At 41.1% G+C, this 17,591-nt stretch carries 12 protein-coding genes; 5 read left to right on the top strand and 7 right to left on the bottom strand.

What is annotated here, in order from left to right; all coding sequences use genetic code 11:
• Positions 1-4: 4 nt before the first annotated feature.
• A complete protein-coding gene (locus tag ACFSJE_RS10375; protein WP_379830903.1) occupies positions 5-400 on the top strand; it encodes a DoxX family protein in 396 nt (131 codons plus the stop codon).
• Positions 401-461: 61 nt separating this feature from the next.
• On the opposite strand, the gene ACFSJE_RS10370 is transcribed toward ACFSJE_RS10375, so the two are convergent.
• The 6 genes from ACFSJE_RS10370 to ACFSJE_RS10345 form a co-directional block, all read right to left on the bottom strand.
• Positions 462-968 carry an OmpH/Skp family outer membrane protein gene (locus tag ACFSJE_RS10370; protein WP_379830902.1) on the bottom strand — a complete coding sequence of 169 codons (507 nt, stop codon included), beginning with the start codon at positions 966-968 and terminating at the stop codon, positions 462-464.
• A gap of 240 nt (positions 969-1,208) precedes the next feature.
• Entirely contained in the window at positions 1,209-2,039 is an 831-nt protein-coding gene (locus ACFSJE_RS10365) for a class I SAM-dependent methyltransferase (RefSeq protein WP_379830901.1), read from the bottom strand.
• The gene (locus ACFSJE_RS10360; protein WP_379830900.1) at positions 2,017-2,442 is read right to left on the bottom strand and encodes a hypothetical protein; all 426 of its coding nucleotides are present in this window, start codon (positions 2,440-2,442) and stop codon (positions 2,017-2,019) included. Before ACFSJE_RS10360 ends, ACFSJE_RS10365 begins: the two co-directional genes overlap by 23 nt.
• A gap of 219 nt (positions 2,443-2,661) precedes the next feature.
• A complete protein-coding gene (gene mnmG, locus ACFSJE_RS10355) occupies positions 2,662-4,530 on the bottom strand; it encodes a tRNA uridine-5-carboxymethylaminomethyl(34) synthesis enzyme MnmG (protein ID WP_379830899.1) in 1,869 nt (622 codons plus the stop codon).
• 2 nt (positions 4,531-4,532) lie between these two features.
• Entirely contained in the window at positions 4,533-4,952 is a 420-nt protein-coding gene (gene ybeY, locus ACFSJE_RS10350; RefSeq protein ID WP_379830898.1) for an rRNA maturation RNase YbeY, read from the bottom strand.
• Entirely contained in the window at positions 4,945-8,352 is a 3,408-nt protein-coding gene (locus ACFSJE_RS10345; RefSeq protein ID WP_379830897.1) for a coiled-coil domain-containing protein, read from the bottom strand. Before ACFSJE_RS10345 ends, ybeY begins: the two co-directional genes overlap by 8 nt.
• A gap of 163 nt (positions 8,353-8,515) precedes the next feature.
• On the opposite strand from ACFSJE_RS10345, the gene gltX reads away from it, so the two are divergent.
• The gene (gene gltX / locus ACFSJE_RS10340) at positions 8,516-10,018 is read left to right on the top strand and encodes a glutamate--tRNA ligase (RefSeq protein WP_379830896.1); all 1,503 of its coding nucleotides are present in this window, start codon (positions 8,516-8,518) and stop codon (positions 10,016-10,018) included.
• Positions 10,019-10,103: 85 nt separating this feature from the next.
• Positions 10,104-11,030 carry an SPFH domain-containing protein gene (locus tag ACFSJE_RS10335; protein ID WP_379830895.1) on the top strand — a complete coding sequence of 309 codons (927 nt, stop codon included), beginning with the start codon at positions 10,104-10,106 and terminating at the stop codon, positions 11,028-11,030.
• Positions 11,031-11,301: 271 nt separating this feature from the next.
• Here ACFSJE_RS10335 and ACFSJE_RS10330 read toward each other — a convergent pair whose 3' ends face one another.
• Complete coding sequence (locus ACFSJE_RS10330; protein ID WP_379830894.1) at positions 11,302-12,987, bottom strand: glutamine--tRNA ligase/YqeY domain fusion protein; 1,686 nt, start codon at positions 12,985-12,987, stop codon at positions 11,302-11,304.
• Between the two features lie 264 nt (positions 12,988-13,251).
• Here ACFSJE_RS10330 and ACFSJE_RS10325 point away from each other — a divergent pair, with 264 nt between their 5' ends.
• Positions 13,252-15,513: a T9SS type B sorting domain-containing protein gene (locus ACFSJE_RS10325; RefSeq protein ID WP_379830893.1), complete on the top strand. Its 2,262-nt coding sequence runs from the start codon at positions 13,252-13,254 to the stop codon at positions 15,511-15,513.
• A 2-nt stretch (positions 15,514-15,515) separates the two neighbouring features.
• Positions 15,516-17,591: a PorP/SprF family type IX secretion system membrane protein gene (locus tag ACFSJE_RS10320; protein ID WP_379830892.1), complete on the top strand. Its 2,076-nt coding sequence runs from the start codon at positions 15,516-15,518 to the stop codon at positions 17,589-17,591.

Below are 17,591 nucleotides of genomic sequence, written 5' to 3'. Positions count from 1 at the left end.
TACCATGCAAAACTTAACTTCCAATGCGGCAGAAATTCTTCTATTAGTTTTTTTGACCATCACTTTTTTACAGAGCGGTATTGACAAAGTCCTGGATTGGAAAGGCAACTTGGGCTGGCTCAATGGTCATTTTTCCAAAACTCCGTTCAAAGGAAATGTTCCGCTATTGCTGGGAATTGTGTTGGTTATGGAAATCATGTCCGGGGTTCTCTCTGCGGTGGGGATTGTTCAATTTGTTGTAGAGGGCAAAAGTTACATCGGCTTTTACGGTGCCGTTTTTGCTGCTATTACTCTTTTGATGCTTCTGTTGGGCCAGCGTGTGGCCAAAGATTATGTTGGTGCCCAGACCATAGTCATCTACTTTATTCCAACCCTGTTTTTGGTGTACTTGATGCAGTAAATCAGTTCTAAACAAAAAACCCACTCTATAGAGTGGGCCTTCATTTATAATGTGTTCGAGATTATTTTTTGTATTTCTCGTTCAATAGTTCTAGAATGACATCAGTCAAGTTTTGTGCTTCATCACCATACAATACGGAGCCACCATCACCTCCACCTAAAATGTAGGTGTAGCCATTGGCCTCTCCATACGCTCTAATTTCCTTCTTTACCTTTTTTACCAAGGTATCCATTTCAACTTGGCCGGTCTGTTGCAATTGTTGTTCTTCTTGCTGTAATTGTTGACCAATAAACTGTCCGCGCTGCTGCAATTGCCCATACTCTTCTTGAGCACTTTGCTGTGACATTTTTTCCGCCTTGGTCTGGAATGCCTGTAATTCCATTTGGAATGCTTGGGAAATACTGTCCCTCTTTTTGGTCATGGCATCTGCCTTTGTTTTGTAGCGAGCCTCTACATCTATTTTCTCTTGATAGCCGTCCAGCAACTTAACACTGTCCACATATCCAATCTTGTTCTGCTGACATGCCATTGCGGTAAGGGCAACAGCCATTATCATAAATTTTTTCATGTTTGTCTTTTTACTGATGCGCAAAAATAGGAAAGCTTTTGGAATGCGGGCCATTATCTTTTTATGAACTGAAAAAGGGAAAAATAAAGCCCATTGGAAAAAACTATCGTTTTCGGCTCTTGGAATTGATTTCGTCTATTTTACAGGCGTTTAGAAAGAAGTCTCTGAGCGCATTTCTCTCCTCAGGAAGGCTCATGTGCGCATATCATCCAGAAAACCCATTAGCGAGCAGATATTGGCCTATTTCTTGCGCTTCAGTATATAAATGAGGGAAGAATGCTCTTTGGTGAAGATTGCTTTAAGATTTGACCAGAGTCCTACAAAAAATGCACTGATCAAATAGAGTCTATTGCCTTTGTACTTTTCTGAAAGCATGGAGACATAAAATGCATCGAACCACATCGGCCGAATGGAGATCACTTCCATTTCATGTTGTTGAAAAAGTTTGGTGATGGCCGTTTTGGAAAAATGCCAAAGATGTCGAGGTACATCAAAACCGGCCCAATGACCTTTATAATATTTGGCATCAAAAGATTTGAAATTGGGAACCGCAATAATCAAGGTTCCGTCATCTTCGAGTAAGGAGATGAAACTTCCTATTTGTTCCTCCAGATTGGGAAGATGCTCCAAAACATGCCAAAGGGTAATAACCTGAAACTTCTGTTTAGCCAACTCCTTCAAACTAGAATTTAATTCTACACCCTTTGCCATGGCCAATTCCCTCGCCTTTACATTTGGTTCCACTCCGGCTATGGTATAACCCGATTTTTGAGCCATTGCAAGGAAATCACCGGTTCCAGCACCAATATCAAGGAGTGATTCGGTTTTATTTTCTTGATTATCAACAAGTTGTAACTTATTTCTAAGGTTTTTACGCTTTACGGCCTGATATAGCTTATCTGTAAAACTACTTTTGGCATCTGTATGGGAAATATAAGCCTCACTTTGATAATACGGGGCTAAATCCTTAGGTTGCGGTTTGGTAACCAGCATGTCCAAATCGGCATCCCAATACAAACCGAAAGTTTCGCCAGAAACAGAGTAATCCTTAGTTTTTAAATACAACTTCATTATAGTTATCGGTCGCCAAATATTCGCTTTTCAGTTGCCGAAGATAGGTTAAAACTACATCCCTTGAAATAGCGCCTTCACTTAAACAATCATTTTCAATGCTATTAAAAACCTCTAAAGCAATATACCTGTTTCCATTTCTTGACGTATGAACTTCATCAAAGACAGGATCCATGTTGGCCGCTTCAGATAACATACCATCCAACACAATAGGAATTAAATTAAGCGTCTTTGTGGGAATTTCAACTTCATAAAAAGAAAAGAAATATGTTCTTTCGTCGACCTCAAAAGGAACCTGAACATCCACATAATAATCTTGAAGTTGAAACTTTGTGTTTACAAAATTGTAAAAATCATTGGCCTCCTTTGGGTCCTCAAAAACGAAAACGGTCTTTTTTGGCAAACCCCTTTTAAACCTTTTGCCTTTCGTGATTTTATAATCTTTGATATTAGGGGCAATTCGTAATGGAATGCAGGAAGTTAAAAAAAGCAACCCTAGTGCAATGAACGATGATTTTTTCATGATGGCCTGGCTAAAGAAAAAGTTGAATCAAAAATCAAGCCACAGAGCATCCTAAAAAAGGAAAATCAATTCATGTTCCACGTGGAACAAACAACTTCTTTATCTTCCCAAATACACCAAAAGAACACTAATATCAGCTGGGGAAACCCCACTGATTCGTGATGCCTGGGATATGGTTACCGGCTGAATGGACTCTAGCTTTTCCCGAGCTTCAAAGGAAAGCGATTTTAGTTTGGAGTAATCAAAATTATCTGGGATTCGAACACTTTCCAATCGCTGTAGTTTATCAGCATTATTCTTTTCCTTTTCGATATATCCAGAATACTTAACCTCAATTTCCGCCTGTTCCATTACCTCTGAATTCAGATTGTTCTCTTCAACAAACTCAGAAACGGAGCTTAATTGGAGCATGTGGTCCATGGTCACTTTTGGACGAGAAAATACCTTAAACAGTTTGTCAGATTGTTTAACTGTTGCTGAGTCCAAGGACTCCAAAATAGGGTTGATTTCTTCTGGATCAAAACTGGTTTTCTTGAAAAAAGAAACAAAACTTTCTGCTTTCTCCTGCTTGTTCTCCATCTTGCGCATGCGCTCTTCCTTGGCCAAACCAATGGCATATCCTTTAGGAGTAAGACGGAAATCGGCGTTGTCTTGACGAAGTAAAGTTCGATACTCAGCTCTGGAAGTGAACATCCGATAGGGTTCTTCTGTACCCTTCGTAATTAAATCATCTATCAAAACACCGATATAAGCTTCATCCCTTCGCAGCACAAAAGGCTCCTCTTCATTGATCTTTAGATGTGCATTTATACCCGCCATTAATCCTTGAGATGCCGCTTCCTCATAACCCGTAGTGCCATTAATCTGACCCGCGAAATATAAGTTATTTATCAGCTTGGTTTCCAGTGTATGCTTCAATTGAGTTGGTGGAAAATAATCATATTCGATAGCATACCCAGGCCTAAAGAACTTAACATGCTCGAATCCCTTAACCGATCTCAATGCCTTGTATTGAACATCTTCAGGAAGCGATGTGGAAAATCCATTTACATAAACTTCAACAGTGTGCCAGCCTTCTGGTTCTACAAAAATTTGATGCGAATCCTTATCAGCAAAACGGTTAATCTTATCCTCTATTGAAGGGCAATACCTAGGTCCAATACTTTTAATCCGTCCATTGAACATGGGCGAACGACCAAAACCTTCACGCAACAAATCATGAACCAAGGCACTTGTATGCGTCATATGACAATCCCGTTGGGTTGTTAAGACGGGTGTGTCCAAATACGAAAACTTTTCAGGTTTGGTATCACCAGGCTGAGGTATCATAACAGAATAATCAAGAGATCTACCATCTACCCTAGGAGGAGTTCCTGTCTTCATTCTACCACTATCAAAACCAAAATCAACTAGCTGTTCCGTAATTCCAGTAGCAGCCTTTTCCCCTGCTCTTCCACCTCCAAATTGCTTCTCGCCAATGTGGATAAGGCCATTCAAAAATGTACCGTTTGTCAACACAACAGCCTTAGACCTAATATCAATTCCCAATGAAGTTCGTACTCCAACCACCCTGTCTCCTTCCACCAAAAGACCGGACACCATTTCCTGATAGAAATCTGCATTTGGAGTACTTTCCAAAGCCAATCGCCACTCTTCAGCAAACCTCATACGGTCATTTTGTGCACGCGGACTCCACATGGCTGGGCCTTTGGATTTATTCAACATTTTAAACTGAATGGCTGACTTGTCCGTAATGATTCCACTATACCCGCCAAGGGCATCAATCTCACGAACAATTTGCCCTTTTGCGATTCCTCCCATAGCAGGATTGCAAGACATTTGTCCAATAGTCTGTAGGTTCATTGTAACCAACAGTGTCCTTGAACCCATGTTGGCTGCAGCTGCCGTAGCCTCCGCGCCAGCATGCCCACCTCCAACTACAATAACATCATATTCCTTTTCAAACATATCTATGGTTCCACGTGGAACATTTTAATCTTTTCCTCCTCCTTATTACGCATGACTTTGGTTTCAGAATCTGACTTATCTCCATAGCCCATTAAATGCAAAACGCCATGGCTCATCACCCGCAGCAATTCATTTTCGAAGGGTGCTCCATAAGTCATAGCATTCTCTGAAACGCGTTCCGTTGAAATAAAAATATCTCCTGAAATAGTACTTCCACTTGAATAATCAAAGGTGATAATATCAGTAAACGTATCGTGATTCAAATACTCTTTGTTGAGTTCCAAAAGAAATTCATCAGTACAGAAAACATAATCCAACTGTCCCAATTGATAACCTTCAGAATCCAAAATTCTACTAATCCAATCGGAGTAATTGGTTACATCTTGTAATACTAAATCAGACTTAAAATGAAACTCAATCATTTTTAAAATAAACCTTAACCTTCTGCTCGTAATTTTGCCGCAAAGGTAGTGCTTGTCTGTTTAATATTTCAACGTCGTTCTGGTAATCTTCAAGCAGGTCTGGTCTGGTAGTTATGGGGTTAGTAAACTGGTTTCTATTTGAAGTGCTTTCTCGTTCCTTTTTCTTGCCCTGTTCTAAGGTTGCATTTTCCAACTTCATTAACTCATGTTGTATGGTATTGACTTTACTCATGGTTCTTTCCGTAATGCCATTCTCAAGTAAATCATTCTCAAAATCCTCCATCTGCCTCAGCAGCTTTTTAGCTAAATCACCATCTTGCTTATTGATCATGTCCTCCAGCTGCTGCTCCAATTGTTGGCGTAAGAACTGCTGCTCTTTGTAAATTTCATAAACCTCATTCAGTCCCATTTCATCCTGGCCATTACCGATTCCTTCAGTACCCTCTTGTAAACCATTATTACCTTGACTTCCTTGTTGGCCATCCTGCTGCCCCTGTTGGTCCTCGCCATTCCCTTGCTGTTCTCCCTTTTCTTCACCTTGTTCTTCCCCCTGACTTTGTGACTGCTTACCATTCTGCCCAGAACCTTCCATCTTTTCCTGAATACTCTGTTGGCCTTTAATAATATCCGGAAGCTGAAAATCTGAACCTTGGCCACCACCTCCCTGACCTGCTTTCATATTCTGTTGCATGTTGTCCAAAATATTGGCTAAGAAATCAGCGAGGGCGTTAGTTGCATTGATTACATACTGTTGATAAGACGCCCCCTGATAAATCTGATTCTCCGCTATACTTTCCAAAGATTTATCAATGTTATAATATACTTCGGTAATCTGTTCATTTACGAATTCAGAAAGCTCCACTCTACGTAAGGATAGTGCAAACAAACTATCATCCACATGCTCAAACAGTCGTCGTAATTCATTCTGATCACGAACGGTTTTGGAGAACTGGGCTATATCTACATCAGCACTCTCAATCTTATCAAAAAGATTCTCCTGCTTAAAAGAAAAGGTTACCAAATTATCCAAAATTTGCCTCAACATCTCAGCATCTTCTGTCTCCTGAGAACCTCCTCCACCCATGGCTCCTTGTTGTAATGCCTGACTCATTTCATTCATTTTTTGAGCGGCCGATTTCTGCTTTTGAGTAATTTTATTTCCAGATTCGGTTCGCTGTTGACTATCCGAAGATTGGTCATTTCCTTGATGCTTATTGATTTCCTCAAGCGCATCCTTCTGATCACTTTTTACCGCATCGGCTTGTTGCTTGGAGACATCCATAGCTACAGGCTTTTTCAATCCTTTGTTGTCCTTTAGAAGCTCATCTAATTCCTTGGCCAAATCCTCAAAACTATCATTGAGCTTTTCCTGTTCTTTGTTGGTCAATTTTTGACCAATATCCAACTTCGACAATAACTCCTGCCTCTCCGCCAACTTTTCAAGCTCCTTGGATAATTGAGAAGCCTTTTCCGTAACATAATATCGCTTTGTCAACTCCAAAAGCTGTTCTAGATTACGGGCATTCTTCCCTTGGTTCTTACCCAGTTCCTCAAGCTTCTGCTGCAATTCTTCCTTCTTTATCTTATCCGAAAGTTCATTTAGTTCATTCAATAATTGCTCATTCTTTCTGGCTTCTAATTCTTGACGCTCCAAACGCTCTTGTAGCATTTTCTTAACCTCACTATCACTATCATCTTTCTCCAAACTCTTCTTTAGATCGTTGCTGAACTTTTCCATCAACTGCTCCTGACGTTCTTGCTTTTGAAGGAAATCCTTGATTTGGTTTTTATCCTCAAAAGTCAAAACCCTTTCTTCCTTTTGAAGATCATTGATTTTGGAAAGCTCCTCCTTTTGATTCTTATACTCTTCAAGAGATTGATTCATCCTAGATAGCGTGGTATTTTGAAACTCTAACTCTTTGTTTTTCAGTTGGTTATCGTCGTATACCGTAGCATCAAAAATCTCACTTTTGGTTACCTTTCCACCTCTAACACCATCATTATCAACTACTTCAAAAAACAATTTGTAGTTCCTGCCCTCCTCCAATTGAAGACCAGAAGGAAACGTATAATAAAACTGATACACATTAGTGTTGGGCCTCTCCAAAGCAATTCGTTGGTTACTCTGCATATCATCCGAGGGATAACAAACCAAACGAATTTCCTTTATCCCATAATCATCCGCCGCTTGTCCTGTAAAAAATGATTGATTTGGATTCAAAGAATCCATCACCTGAGTAACCTGCACGGTGGCTCTTGCGTCCTTAACTACATCAATCCCATATGCCAACCGTTCAAAATCTACCACATGATTATTTGAAGTACTCAACTCATACCCATAATCATTATACAGTCGTGTAGAATGCACAAATTGATTTCCCTTTCGCTCAAAAACCAAGCTCGTATCTGCTGTTTTCAATCGAATACTATCCACGCTGGTCCCCTCAATAGTCCAACCAACCTTTGTGCCTTCAGGAACTATGGCATTGCCAGTACCTGTGACAACTTCAGAGCTTCTATTGAGATACCTCGGAAAATCCAACTTCATTCGAAAATCCACTAACGCAGGTGTGCTATAACTTTTAATTGAGTATGTTCTAGAATTCCATCCATTAGCTGTAAGATAGAACGAACTTTCCGCAACTGGCGGTTCAAATGTATAGACATACCTGTGCCCCTGTTGCTTAAGCAAAAGCTCCTCACCATTCACCACCATGAACACTCTTTCCGGTTTAATTGTACCCTCTGTGGCCACTGAAATCGTGAGCGGTTCATTATCCAAAACCTCAAGCTTCTCATTTAAAACTCTAAAAGAAAATGGTGCGGGCTTTTCATACGCCAAATCATAATTCACAACTCTTTCATAGGAATTAAAGAAGGAAACGATATTGCCCGAAATCCAAATAAACGCCAACAAGCCTAAGGGGATCAACACATACTTCCCGTACTTATAACTTTCCTTAAAGTCGATAGCCTCCGTAAAAGGAACCGGCCCCAAACGTTGCGCACGTTGTTCTATACTTGCCAATAACAAATCCGATTTCTGGGGATTGTCTGAAAGTTCCAACAAATTCAAAAGTTTATCGTCAACCTCTGGAAAATGTTTGCCAATAATCATCGAAGCCTCTTTATTATCAATTCCCCTTCGAAACTTTAGCAAATAAAAAATAGGAACAGCTATCAACTTGTAGAGCAAGAAAACCTCAACGGAAACAAAAATCAGAAACAATGTTAATCGCCATCCGTTATTCAACCATAGCCAAAATTCCAACGACATCACCGCTAGCCAAAACAACAATCCCAGGGTCAAAAAAAGCAGCGCACCCTTAATCAATTGCTTGGTGTAGTACTTCTTTGTGAAGCGTTCCAACTTGCCTAAAACGTCCTGATAACTGCTCAAAATCAATGATTTTTACCACCAAGATACCCGTTACCGCTGAAATCATCCGAAAATTTTTGTTAAACCTTACTATATCAGGGCTAACGACAAACCAAAATGCCGCCACAATTCCTTTCTCAAATCATACCGAGGAATGTATCTTTGCCATTCAAGCGTATGAATCATGAGTGAAAACGTTCGGGTAAGATTTGCCCCAAGCCCAACCGGCCCTTTACATATTGGCGGTCTACGAACCGCACTTTTCAATTATCTGTTTGCGAAAAAACACAATGGCACTTTTATACTTCGTATAGAGGATACAGACCAAAACCGCTATGTGGAAGGTGCCGAGGCCTACATTATTGAAGCCCTTAACTGGTGCGGAATTCCTTTTGATGAAGGACCCGGAAAAGAAGGGAAATTTGGGCCTTACCGACAAAGCGAGCGTAAAAACTTGTACAAAGACTATGCCCTTCAACTCATTGAAAAAGGGAAAGCTTACTACGCTTTTGATACCGCGGAGCGTTTGGATTTTCATCGCAAGGACCATGAAGAAAAAGGGAAGACTTTTATCTACAATTGGCATAATCGATTGAAACTTTCCAACTCCCTATCACTCTCCACTGAAGAGGTGAAGGCCAAACTTGAAGCCGGGGAGGACTACGTTATACGTTTTAAATCTCCACAGGATGAGGAACTACTTTTGACCGACATCATTCGTGGTGAAATTAAAATTGACACCAACATACTGGATGACAAAGTGCTCTTTAAAAGCGATGGGATGCCTACTTACCACCTGGCCAATATTGTGGACGATCACCTCATGCAAATTACCCATGTAATCCGCGGTGAGGAGTGGCTACCTTCTTTAGCCCTACACCAATTGTTATATGACGCTTTTGAATGGAAAGCTCCACAATTTGCCCATTTGCCTTTGATTATGAAACCCGTTGGAAAAGGAAAACTCAGCAAGCGTGACGGTGAAAAAGGTGGTTTCCCAGTTTTTCCATTGTCTTGGAATCAATCACAGGGATACCGCGAAGCAGGCTTTTTCCCTGAGTCCGTGATAAACTTCTTGGCATTGTTGGGGTGGAATCCAGGAACGGAACAAGAAATATTCACTTTGGATGAGCTTATCAACTCCTTCTCCTTGGAACGCGTAAACAAATCAGGGGCACGCTTTGACCCAGAAAAAAACAATTGGTATAATCAACAATGGTTACAACGTAAAAGTGATGCTGATTTGGCTGAATTATTTCTGCAATACCTACCATCAAAAAATATTGAAACCTCTAAAGACTACGTTACTAAGGTTGTTTCCCTGATTAAGGAACGAGCATCATTTGTTTCTGACTTTTGGGAGTTGGGCAACTACTTCTTTGAAACACCAACCTCCTATGATGAAAAGGCCGTTAAAAAACAATGGAAGGAAGACACTCCTGAAATCATGAATGAAGTCATATCGATTTTGGAAGCAATCGATGATTTTTCTTCTGCCACCATTGAAACCACAATCAAAGATTGGATTGGCAAAAAAGAACTTTCCTTTGGAAAAGTGATGCCTCCCTTTCGATTAGTGATTGTTGGCGAAATGAAGGGACCACATTTGTTCGACATTTTGGAGCTTATCGGAAAAGAAGAAAGCATACACCGCATTCAAATAGCCATTTCTTCGCTTCCCAATTGACGGATGCGTAACAAAAATTAACGGTTGCCTACTAATATGTTGGAGAGTTTCGTAATTTCCATTTCTAACATAAAATATAAACACTATGGGCAACTATCTATTAATCCCGATTCTTTTTATAGGGCTTATCATATTATTTAAGTTCTTCTTCATTGTTAAGCAACAAACTGCTGTTATCATTGAGCGGTTTGGTAAATTCCAAAGCATACGTAATTCGGGTCTCCAGATGAAAATTCCAATTGTTGACCGAATTTCTGGCAGACTTAGTTTAAAAATTCAACAATTGGATGTCATCGTTGAGACAAAAACCAAAGATGATGTATTTGTAAAACTAAAGGTCTCCGTACAGTATGTTGTCATAAAAGACAAGGTTTATGAGGCTTTCTACAAATTGGAATATCCCCATGATCAGATAACTTCCTACGTCTTTGATGTAGTCCGTGCCGAAGTTCCTAAAATGAAATTAGATGATGTTTTCGTTAAAAAAGATGACATTGCCATTGCCGTTAAGGCAGAGCTACAAGATGCCATGTTGGAGTATGGTTATGACATCATCAAGACTTTGGTGACCGATATTGACCCAGATGCTCAAGTGAAAGCCGCCATGAACCGCATCAATGCATCAGAACGAGAAAAAATTGCCGCCCAATTTGAAGGAGATGCCGCCCGAATCCTAATTGTGGAAAAAGCAAAAGCAGAAGCGGAAAGCAAAAGATTGCAAGGTCAGGGTATTGCCGATCAGCGAAGGGAGATTGCCCGAGGTTTGGAAGAATCGGTAGAAGTGTTGAATAAGGTGGGTATCAATTCCCAAGAAGCATCTGCTTTAATTGTAGTAACCCAACATTACGATACGCTACAAGCCATCGGTGAAGAAACCAACACCAATTTGATTTTGTTGCCTAACTCACCACAAGCTGGAAGTGATATGTTAAACAACATGGTTGCTTCCTTTACGGCCAGCAACCAAATTGGTGAAGCCATGAAACAACAGAACAAAAAGAAAGAGGAATAATTGAATTGAGGTATTCAATGAAGAGAAAAAGGGAGTCAATTGGCTCCCTTTTCTATTTAACGGTGATATTTCTTACACGTAAACTTCCTGATTTTACCAATTTCCCAGCGCCATACCAAATACTTAATTAAACGCGATATATCAGATGATCCCAGAACCTCCCTTGCAAACGGATTGCACCTTTACAAAAACCTCCTAAAACGCCTTAAAACAAGCCTGTTTCAATAAACAAACCAAATGGTATGTGGGCTTTCAATAAAGAAAATTTATGCTAGTCTTTTTGTTCCAATTTTGCCCACGTATCCCTCAGCGTAACCGTTCTGTTAAAAATGAGGTTCTTGGCTGTAGAATTTTTGTCGACATTAAAATAACCCATTCGCTGAAACTGGAATTGATCTCCAGGTTGTGCCTCTTTTAAACTTGGTTCCAAATAACCTGTCACCTTTTCCAAAGAATCAGGATTTATAAAATCCATAAAATCCTTGTCCTTATGTCCGTCTGGAGTAGGGTCATTAAAAAGCCGATCGTACAAACGAATCTCCGCAGTTATTGCATGCGGAATGGAAACCCAGTGTAACGTACCCTTTACCTTGCGCAAGCTTTCCTCTGTACCAGACCCACTTTTACTCTTGGGGTCATAGGTGCATTGAACCTCAACAACATTCCCTGCTGCATCCTTAGTACAACTTTCAGCTTTAATGATATATCCATTTTTTAAACGAACCTCTCCACCTAGCTTCAAACGAAAGAATTTACGATTGGCTTCTTCCCTAAAGTCCTCTTGCTCGATATATAACTCACGAGAAAACGGTACTTCTCTAAAACCAGCTGCTTCATCTTCTGGGTTATTTTCAGCCTCAAGCCATTCCTCTTTTCCTTCTTCATAATTGGTAATCACCAATTTTAAAGGACTTAGAACAGCCATCACACGAGGTGCAATCTTATTTAAATGTTCGCGTACATGAAATTCCAACAAAGAAACATCAACTACATTTTCACGTTTGGCGATACCGATAGTATCCGCAAAATTTTTGATGGATTCCGGCGTATATCCTCTTCTTCGCAATCCAGAAATGGTAGGCATCCTAGGGTCATCCCAACCTTCAACCACCTTGCTCTCCACCAATTGAAGTAATTTTCGTTTACTTACAACCGTATGACTGAGGTTTCTTCGGGCAAATTCGCGCTGTTTAGGGCGCAACTTATCTTTAGATACCAATTGGTCCAAAAACCAATCATATAGCTCTCGGTGTGGCAAAAACTCCAGTGTGCACAAGGAATGTGAGACTTGCTCGATATAATCACTTTCCCCGTGGGTCCAATCATACATCGGATAAATACACCAATCGGTATTTGTTCGGTGGTGCGCCTTGTGAAGAATTCGATACATCACAGGATCACGCATCAACATATTCGGTGCGGCCATGTTTATCTTGGCCCGAAGTACATGGGCACCTTCCTTGAAATCCCCATTCTTCATGCCTTCAAAAAGCTGCAAATTTTCTTCCACAGAACGACCTCGATAAGGACTTTCGGTACCAGGTTCCGTTGGAGTTCCCTTCTGACTAGCTATTTCCTCTGAAGATTGGCTATCTACATACGCCTTTCCTTGTTTGATAAGCTCCACTGCCCAATCATACAACTGCTGAAAGTAATCCGATGCGTAACATTCCGTATCCCACTCATAACCAAGCCATGACACATCATTTTTGATTGCATCCACATACTCCTTCTCCTCTTTCGCAGGGTTGGTATCATCAAATCGAAGATTAACCGGGGCATTGTACCGCAATCCCAAGCCAAAATTCAAGCAAATGGAGCTTGCATGGCCAATGTGGAGGTACCCGTTCGGTTCAGGAGGAAAACGAAAACGCAATTCGTCCATCGCATACCCATTTCGCAGGTCCTCTTCGATGATGTGCTCTATAAAGTTCAATGATTTAGCTTCTTCCGCCATATCCCAATTTTGAAGCGCAAATGTAGTAAAATCCAGTGTTCATAGCTATTATTCAGCTCTTGGTGTATACAAAGTAAGCCATTTCACAACACTTTTAGTGCGGTCGACAACAATATCTTTCCTTTCGACGAAATTAAAATCATATTTGTTATTGGAATGCTATATGAAAAAGTCGCGTGTGAACAGCGCTGCTACGAACTAAAGAAATTAAGGGGCACAAACTAACGGGCAATTATTGCCCTCAACCTCTTAAAACTAACGCTGATGAAAAAAAGTAGTTCAACTTATGGCATTCTCGTTCTGGCTATGGCCATGATGCTTTTGGGAACCTCAACCATGGTGGCCCAGGTGCTCAACAAGCCTATAGCCGCGGACAACCCCAACTTGGCCGGCAACTCAGCCTGGACCGCAGCATGCGCTTCTGCCAACTTCAACGAGTACTTTGTGAACTTTACCTGGAGCCCACCTTTGGTGGATCCTAGCAATGAATTCATTTTAGAGCTTTCCGATGCTTATGGAAACTTCGGTTCTCCAAGGGAATTGGCCCGTTTGGCAGATAAAAACACTGTTTTTGATTTCGAATTTGAATTTGCACTACCTAATGACATCCGTGGTGAAGGCTACAAATTTAGGGTTCGAAGCACAAGTCCAGCGAAAACCAGCCCTGCATCCGACGCATACCCCATGTACTTTATCGACTACAACCTCCCTTTGCTTATAAGTCAAAACGGAAGCGGAACCATTCCTGCTGGAGGTTTAATACAAATTTGTGACGGAGGCTCTGTAACCCTTAAGCCTCACAACATTCCCAACGCGGGCACCTATCTGTACAATTGGTACAGAAGTGGAACTTTGTTGCCACAGAAAACAGAAAGCATAACTGTCTCAACTCCAGGTATGTATTATGTTGAATTGGACTACGGTTCCATTTGTTCCGGTTCGGCCAATACCCTTTCAAACACCATCGAAATCAACAATGGTACCAGTATGGGGATTGCCATTAACGGTGACAGCAACGTACAACTGTGTCCTGGCGACCCCTATACATTGGAGGCCAGCATTACGGGCATCGGTCTAACCTATACTTGGTATAAAGATGGAAGCGTTGTTAGTGGCCCCACGTTAGAAGGGTCAACTTTTGCAGTAAATACCGGCATTACCGGATTTGAAGGTAGTTATGAGGTTGAAATTAGTGGTGCTTCCGCTTGTACAGAACGTTCATCAGCAGTGGTTCTTACAGGCGCAGGTTCATTTGAAGTATCCAGACAGAATGATGAAAACATTGTTTTATTGCCTTCACAAACAAAGACACTTTCCGTTAGTACAACCGCCAGCTCACCAAGCTATCAGTGGTACAAAGATGGGTCACCCATCGCCAGTGCTACAACCAGTTCTTTGGTAATCAATGCTATTGGAGAATATTACGCTGAGGTCACCGAAAATGGAGGTGGTTGTTCTTCTGGACCTAAAAATTCAGAAATCACCACTGTTGTTTCACCTGATTCCTTTGAATTGGTGATTGAATTTATAGGAGCCTATGCCGATTGTGACAATACGGATGCCACTATTAGTCTAGCGGCCGTAAAAGCTGTTAGCGATACTGGTGCAAAAACTGATGTGACTTCCGATTTGGAATCTTCATTTGCTTACCAATGGAAGCTCGATGGGGCTGCCATTATTGGTGAAACCTCCAAAACTATTACTGTTTCCAATCATGAAAAGAACGGAGCATACAAATTAGATGGAACCTTGGACGGCTTCAATGCTGTGTCCAATACCTTAAATGTTAAGCTTTCACCTAATTCCAACCTTAACATCTCAGCTAATGGAACTGTACTTTGTGAAGGCGGCGAAGCCATCACGCTGACCAGTTCTCAAAGTTTGGCCAACGAAACCTTTGAATGGGTAAAAGATGGCCAGATTGTGGATACATCATCCGAAAGCTATACCGTAAATGAAATTGGTGTATACCAATTAATTATAAGAACCAGCGACTGCCCAATAACCTCCAACGAGTTGACCATCCGGGCATTTGATGAATCCCTACTTGTACTGGACAAACCCAAAGACCTTATCATAATAGAAGGCGAAACGGGAACCATTACTGCCAGTGGTGCAGATTCTTACGAGTGGTTCGACGCCAACAACAATCTTATCGGCACACAAGATTCTTATGGATTCCAAGAGGAAGGCCAATATCTACTTGTGGCCAACTTCGGCAGCTGTACTGTAAGTCGCGTTATCACCGTTGCTTACCGTGATATGTTCGCGATTCCAAACGTGATTACTGCCAACGGAGACGGAATAAATGACCTATGGATTCTACCAAATACATATTCCAGAGACCAAAATGTACTTGTAACCATCTTTAATGAAAGAGGGGAACAAGTGTTCAGTCAAACGGCATATGAAAATAACTGGCCGCAATCCACCATGGCGTTCAACAAACCCAGTATGATCTTCTATTACAAGATCTCGCGGGGAGGAAAAGCCCTGAAGCAGGGCACCATAACTGTTATTAAATAGCGATGCAGACCAAAAAACCGATACTATTATTTACATCTTTCTTGCTACTTTTTTTCTCCGCTGCCACAACTGTGGTTCACGGACAGGAAGAAGATCCCTTTGTGCCCTATAACATCCCTTCACAGAACTTGTTAAAGTTCAATAGATTCCTATTGAACCCAACCTTCTCAACGGTTCGTGAGGACAAGTCATATATCAATTTGTTTCACAGAAACCAATCGGTTTCTTTTGATGACAACAACCAGGTATATTTCTTGAGCTATAGTGGTCGGGTAAGTGATAGGAGCGGTGTTGGTTTAAGCTTATTCACCAATCGTGAAGGTTTGTTCAACAACTTTGGTGTGCATGCCAACTATGCGTATGGCGTTCGTTTGGGTGAGGAGACTACATTTACCTTCGGAGCGAACTTTTCTTATTACCAAAGTGCCTTCAACCAAGATAGGGCCAATGCGGTTGAGGATGACCCTTTCTTGAATACATTGGAGAGCAGTTCCTTGGTAAGCTTTCAACCCGGATTCAACCTTTCCTTTGGAAATTTTGATGTGGGTGGTTTTGCCGAAAACTTATTTGATTATAACCTGAAAACTAGTGAATCAGTGACTGATTTTGCAGAGAAAACCTATTCAGGACACCTACAATATACCCATCGGTTTGAAAATGGTGCCGGCATCATGGAACAGGCCAGATTGATGCCTTTGGCACGTGTTCGTAAAGTAGGTGATGAAAACCTTGTTCTAGGGGGAAACCTCATCTTGGATTTACCAAAATTGGGTTGGATTCAAGCAGGATACGATGATTTCTACGGAGCATCGGCTGGTTTAGGATTCAACCTAAACAAAAACCTATCATTGGGATATACGGTTGAAAAAGGATTGACCAATAATTTTGAAAATTTTGGTATCAGTCATGAAATCTCATTGGCCTATTCCTTTACGCCAAATCTTACAGAAGACCGCGTAATGCTTGAAAAAGAAGGGGAGGAGCTAGTTGAAAATGACAACGTTCCCCAAGACAGTCTTAACATCACGGACAAAGATCTTGAAATCGCTGAACTAAAAGAAAAATTGGCTGAAAACGATGCCATTTTGGACGAGCTTTTAATGCGCCAAGACTCCATTGAAACCACACGTAGGCAAGATTTGGAGAAACGGTTTGAAACCGTTATGAAAATGGTCCGTCGTGAGACCCGTGGGGAAAATCCACAGTTGGAAGAAAAAGCCAAGGAAGTCTATTTTGCCAACGCGGATACCGCTGATTTGGTGACCACAAAAAGACAGCCCTTGGCCAATCATGGGCTTTCCAATACCACGGCTGCCAAGAAAGTCATTCGTTTGAATGATGATGGCGATGACACCCGAGTGGCCAGTACTTCAGAGGTTAAGAAGGATAAGACGTATCGCGCTAAAAAAACATCTAAAACCCATTTTAAATCATACGATATACCAAACGTTTCCAGTGGTCACTATTTGATTGCCAACGTTTTTAGAAATGAGGACAACGCAACTGCTTTTGTAGAAAAGTTACAATCAGAAGGAATTGATGCCGGATACTTTACCAATCCTAAAAATGGTCTCAACTACGTTTACCTAAATGGATACAAAGAGAAAAAAGAAGCCTTGACTGCCTATCATACCAACCTAAATGGAACGTATTCAGGTGACGCTTGGGTGATGAACGTGAATGATGAAGACTCCGGTTTTGGTGGATTTACGGCCATGGCCAGTGCCAACGATTCCAAATATGGAAACAATGTGCTCCATAAAAACGTGTCCAAAAACAAGGGAGGTAAATCAAACGTATCCTACAACACCTATAAAATTGGTGGTATTGGTTCTGGATATTACATCATTGCCAATGTGTTTGAAAACTCATCCAGTGCCAACCACTTTGTGAAAGAATTGAACGCCAAAGGCTTAAATGCCAGTTATTTCATAAACCCAGAAGACAACCACAGGTACGTGTATTTGAAAAAGCACGAGACTTGGAACAATGCGCTAACCTCATACTACTCCAAACTAAATGCTTCGTATGACGACGAAATGTGGATCATACGTATCAAACCAAACACTAACAGTTAA

This window comes from Flagellimonas iocasae (assembly GCF_042682725.1).
Lineage (GTDB): Bacteria > Bacteroidota > Bacteroidia > Flavobacteriales > Flavobacteriaceae > Flagellimonas > Flagellimonas iocasae.
This window is presented reverse-complemented; position numbering and strand designations above follow the sequence as displayed.

Excerpts from the sequence above, each read along its gene's own strand:
- ACFSJE_RS10375 (WP_379830903.1), top strand. The coding sequence starts at position 5 with ATGCAAAACTTAACTTCCAATGCGGCAGAAATTCTTCTATTAGTTTTT.
- ACFSJE_RS10335 (WP_379830895.1), top strand. The coding sequence starts at position 10,104 with ATGGGCAACTATCTATTAATCCCGATTCTTTTTATAGGGCTTATCATA.
- ACFSJE_RS10370 (WP_379830902.1), bottom strand. The coding sequence starts at position 968 with ATGAAAAAATTTATGATAATGGCTGTTGCCCTTACCGCAATGGCATGT.
- ACFSJE_RS10330 (WP_379830894.1), bottom strand. The coding sequence starts at position 12,987 with ATGGCGGAAGAAGCTAAATCATTGAACTTTATAGAGCACATCATCGAA.
- ACFSJE_RS10320 (WP_379830892.1), top strand. The coding sequence starts at position 15,516 with ATGCAGACCAAAAAACCGATACTATTATTTACATCTTTCTTGCTACTT.
- ACFSJE_RS10365 (WP_379830901.1), bottom strand. The coding sequence starts at position 2,039 with ATGAAGTTGTATTTAAAAACTAAGGATTACTCTGTTTCTGGCGAAACT.
- mnmG (WP_379830899.1), bottom strand. The coding sequence starts at position 4,530 with ATGTTTGAAAAGGAATATGATGTTATTGTAGTTGGAGGTGGGCATGCT.
- ACFSJE_RS10325 (WP_379830893.1), top strand. The coding sequence starts at position 13,252 with ATGAAAAAAAGTAGTTCAACTTATGGCATTCTCGTTCTGGCTATGGCC.
- ybeY (WP_379830898.1), bottom strand. The coding sequence starts at position 4,952 with ATGATTGAGTTTCATTTTAAGTCTGATTTAGTATTACAAGATGTAACC.
- gltX (WP_379830896.1), top strand. The coding sequence starts at position 8,516 with ATGAGTGAAAACGTTCGGGTAAGATTTGCCCCAAGCCCAACCGGCCCT.